Genomic DNA, 2,709 nt, shown 5'->3' with positions numbered 1-2,709 from the left:
GGCCTCGTCTGCGTGCGCCACCAAGTCCTCGGCCTCGAGGGCGGACCCCGCGGGCGGCCACAGAATCATCGGCCTCACGCCGTCCCGGACGGCTCGCGCGGCGTGACCGACGCGCTCCGAGATCGCTCCGCCGATGACGACGGCCGGCGCCTCGAGGTCGGCGAAGGCAGGCAGGCGCGCGTCGAGGTCGGGCGAGCCGACGACGGAGATAATGGACATAGGCCGGGGGGACGCCCCAATCTATTCGCCCCGAGACCGCCCGGCAGGCCGGGTACCTTCGATGTCCCACCCGCTGCCTCGATGTTCGTTCGCTTCCCCGCCTTCGCCGCTCTCTCTCTACTCGTCTCGGTGGCATCGGCACAGACCGTTACGCCGCGTGGTGCGGACGCCACGTTCGACGTCGCGACCTGGAACATCGAGCACTTCGGAAACGCCGACGCGGGGTTCGGCCCGACCGACGAAGCGCTCCAGCTGAGCAACGTCGAGGCCGTCGTGTCACAGTCCGAGATTGACCTGTGGGCCGTGCAGGAGATCGGGTCGCAGGACGCGTGGCAGGAGCTCATCAGCCAACTCCAGGACGACGGATACACCGGCCGGTTGGGGCCGGAGACCAGCGGCAGCTTCCAACTCCGGCTCGGGTTCATCTACGACCCGTCGGTGGTCTCCGTGATCGGCTCGCGGACGATCCTGTCGACGGCCAACTTTGCCGGTCGAGCGCCCTTCGAGCTTCAAGCGCGCGTCACGGTCGAGGGCGAAAGCCGGACGGTCCGCTTTATCGCGCTCCACGCCGACGCCGGCACGAGTCAGCGCGACTACACCAACCGTACGCGTGGCGCCGAGCGCCTCAAAGAGTACATCGACGACCGGATCGCTCGGGGCGAGTCCGTGGTCCTGCTCGGCGACTTCAACGACCTGCTGACCGGGAGCATCCGCCAGAGCGAGTCGCAGTCTCCCTACGCGCCGATCGTCGCGGACGCCGATTACGTCTCGGCTTCGCTCGCCCTTGAGGACGCCGGCATTGGCACGTTCTGCGGCAGCAGCACGACGTGCTCGGGGGGCTCGACGATCGACCACGTCGTGTACACGGCCAACTTCCCCGTCCGGCTCGCCGAGGTGGCCCGCTACGACGAGGTGCTGACGGAGGTCGGGATCTACACCCGCACGACCTCGGATCACGCGCCGGTCCTGGCCCGGTTCGACCTCAACCGACCGGTCATCTGCGACGGCTGCGGCGAGCCTCTTCGGACCCGCCTGCTTCCGTCCGCGCCGAACCCCTTCCGCGGCGCCACCAACCTGCGGTTCGTCCTCGAGGCCGCCTCCGACGTCCGGCTCGAAGTGTTCGACGTGCTGGGCCGGTCGGTCCTCGAGGTCGAGGGCTCGTTCGGAGAGGGCGAGCACGCGGTCGCCCTCGAGGGCGCGGCGTGGGTGCCGGGTGCCTACGTGGTCCGGCTGAGAGCGGGCGAGGTCGTGCGGTCGGCCGTGATCGTACGGGTCGAGTAGGGACCGGTTGTGAGTCTCGAGCGTCTAGGATGGCCACGACGCTTTGACTCCGTGTCTCGGAAACGCCGCCTGCCCCGTAAACGCTCGACGGACGAGACCATCGACGACTCGCCACACGGCGGGCGTCCGTCCCCCCGGCCTCGGCGGAGCCAGACGTGGCGGATGGTCCCGTTCCGCGGGCGCTTCCTGTCGCCGAGCACCAAGTACGTCTACGAGCGCCTGCCCAAGGCGCCCGCCTCGTTCACGGCGGCCGACGTCGCCGTCCTGTGCGTCGAGGCCGACCGGTCGCTCGGTTCGAGCGATCCGTGCAACCCGGCCGAGGTCATCGACCTCTTGACCTCGAGGTCGCTGGTCACCTGGACGGACGAGGGGTTTGTTAAACGAGATCGGCCCCGCCCTCGACCGCGAGCGTAGGAGGTCGGGCGCAACGCGCCTTCGAGGTCGAGATTGGCACCGCGCTGGGTCTCTGCACGCTGGCAGGCCTATGCTCGCCTCGCCGTTACGACATCAGTCATCCCCGCGAAGGCGCTGACAGGGGTAGGTAGTGGCCTCTCGCCCCTACACGAGTCCTTCCCGCGGAGGCGGGACCCGAGTCCTCGAGGTCGGCGCAGCCAATCCAGAGCGTGCGTGGCTCCCGAACCTCCCGGTCGCGTCACGATGAATGGCCGTGCCCGGCTCGTCCTCGAGGACGACGCGCTCTCGAGGTCGGCACTCCGGATCCCCGCGTGCGCGGGGACGACGGCGGGGGACGACGTGCTCGAAGCGAAATACCTACCCCTGTCATCGTGGAGGCAGGGATCCAGGACGTGCGCGGCTCCCATGCGGTCACGCCACGTCTCAGTGACCGGACGTGCTTAGCACGCCCTCGAGGTCGAGCCGGTCTCGAGGGCGCTCCTCTGGATCCCCGCCTTCACAGGGACGACGGCGGGTGAGGGCGTGCTCGGTCTGAATACCCAGCATCGCGAGCACGAGGGCAGCTCACTGGGATGTGCATGCCGGGAGGTCCGTCCTCGTCCTCGAGGGCGTGCCGTTTCGACCTCGAGGGCGGACAAAAAAAAGGGCGGCGACCCCGAAAGGTCACCGCCCAAAGGGCTTTAGAGCGTGGGGCTAGTAGCCGCCGCCGCCGCCGTAGCCACCACCGCCGCGGTTTCCACCGCCGCCGTAGCCGCCACCGCCGCGGTTTCCACCGCCGCCACCGTAGCCGCCACC

The 2,709-nt window shown here is 69.3% G+C and carries 3 protein-coding genes; 2 read left to right on the top strand and 1 reads right to left on the bottom strand.

The window, feature by feature from the left end; genetic code table 11:
• A partial coding sequence (locus WBA11_RS00850; protein WP_424518840.1) for a hypothetical protein occupies nucleotides 1–219 on the bottom strand: 219 nt, incomplete at its 3' end.
• Between the two features lie 81 nt (nucleotides 220–300).
• On the opposite strand from WBA11_RS00850, the gene WBA11_RS00845 reads away from it, so the two are divergent.
• Together WBA11_RS00845 and WBA11_RS00840 are read left to right on the top strand one after the other, a co-directional pair.
• Nucleotides 301–1,500, top strand: coding sequence for an endonuclease/exonuclease/phosphatase family protein (locus tag WBA11_RS00845; protein ID WP_424518839.1), 1,200 nt, complete (start codon nucleotides 301–303; stop codon nucleotides 1,498–1,500).
• A gap of 162 nt (nucleotides 1,501–1,662) precedes the next feature.
• Nucleotides 1,663–1,914 (top strand): hypothetical protein, encoded by a 252-nt coding sequence (locus WBA11_RS00840; protein WP_424518838.1) that lies wholly within the window; start codon nucleotides 1,663–1,665, stop codon nucleotides 1,912–1,914.
• The last annotated feature ends 795 nt before the right edge of the window (nucleotides 1,915–2,709 follow it).

The sequence above is a fragment of the Rubrivirga sp. genome, from assembly GCF_049648075.1.
In the GTDB taxonomy this organism is placed as follows: Bacteria; Bacteroidota; Rhodothermia; order Rhodothermales; family Rubricoccaceae; genus Rubrivirga.
This window is presented reverse-complemented; position numbering and strand designations above follow the sequence as displayed.

Bases quoted from the DNA above. Each gene is read 5' to 3' on its own strand.
- WBA11_RS00845 (WP_424518839.1), top strand. From the start codon at position 301: ATGTTCGTTCGCTTCCCCGCCTTCGCCGCTCTCTCTCTACTCGTCTCG.
- WBA11_RS00840 (WP_424518838.1), top strand. From the start codon at position 1,663: ATGGTCCCGTTCCGCGGGCGCTTCCTGTCGCCGAGCACCAAGTACGTC.